The organism is Brevibacillus sp. BC25 (genome assembly GCF_000282075.1).
Lineage (GTDB): Bacteria > Bacillota > Bacilli > Brevibacillales > Brevibacillaceae > Brevibacillus.
On sequence record NZ_AKIX01000132.1, the window covers coordinates 1 to 613 of the forward strand.

The window sequence follows — 613 nt, forward strand, 5'->3', positions numbered from 1 at the left end:
CCGGAAGGTGCGGATGGATCACCTCCTTTCTATGGAGATATGACCGTTAACGCAACGTTCGCTGTTCAGTTTTGAGGGAGCATCAACTCCCTGACGTATATAGAACTTTGAAGTGCCGCAGATTTTGGCCTTTGAAGTAGTACGTCTTTTTTTGTGGCTTACGAGGGCCTATAGCTCAGTTGGTTAGAGCGCACGCCTGATAAGCGTGAGGTCGGCTGTTCGAGTCAGCCTAGGCCCACCATATATTTCCCCAGTATGGGGCTGTAGCTCAGTTGGGAGAGCGCCTGCCTTGCAAGCAGGAGGTCATCGGTTCGATCCCGTTCAGCTCCACCAAAAAAGTTTCAAAAAAAGTACTTGAAAGTGAACAAGAAGATGTGCTACATTACTCTTCGTCACTTTTGAGAAATAGTCAAATCGTCTGGTGATGATGGCGGAGGGGACACACCCGTTCCCATGCCGAACACGGCCGTTAAGCCCTCCAGCGCCGATGGTACTTGCTCCGCAGGGAGCCGGGAGAGTAGGACGTTGCCAGGCAGTTACTCTTGCGAGTAACTACCCATTTGTTCCTTGAAAACTGGATACTGCATGATATTGCTAAGATATAAACTGTAAG

Annotated in this window: 2 tRNA genes and 1 rRNA gene; all 3 read left to right on the forward strand. The window is 49.6% G+C overall.

Annotation, left to right across the window (positions count from 1 at the left end):
• The first annotated feature begins 164 nt into the window (after positions 1–164).
• The 3 genes from PMI05_RS28985 to rrf all read left to right on the forward strand — a co-directional run bounded on the left by PMI05_RS28985 (position 165) and on the right by rrf (position 534).
• Positions 165–241 (forward strand) — tRNA-Ile (locus PMI05_RS28985).
• A gap of 16 nt (positions 242–257) precedes the next feature.
• A tRNA-Ala gene (locus PMI05_RS28990) sits at positions 258–333 on the forward strand.
• An 84-nt stretch (positions 334–417) separates the two neighbouring features.
• A 5S ribosomal RNA gene (gene rrf, locus PMI05_RS28995) occupies positions 418–534 on the forward strand.
• Positions 535–613 lie beyond the last annotated feature (79 nt).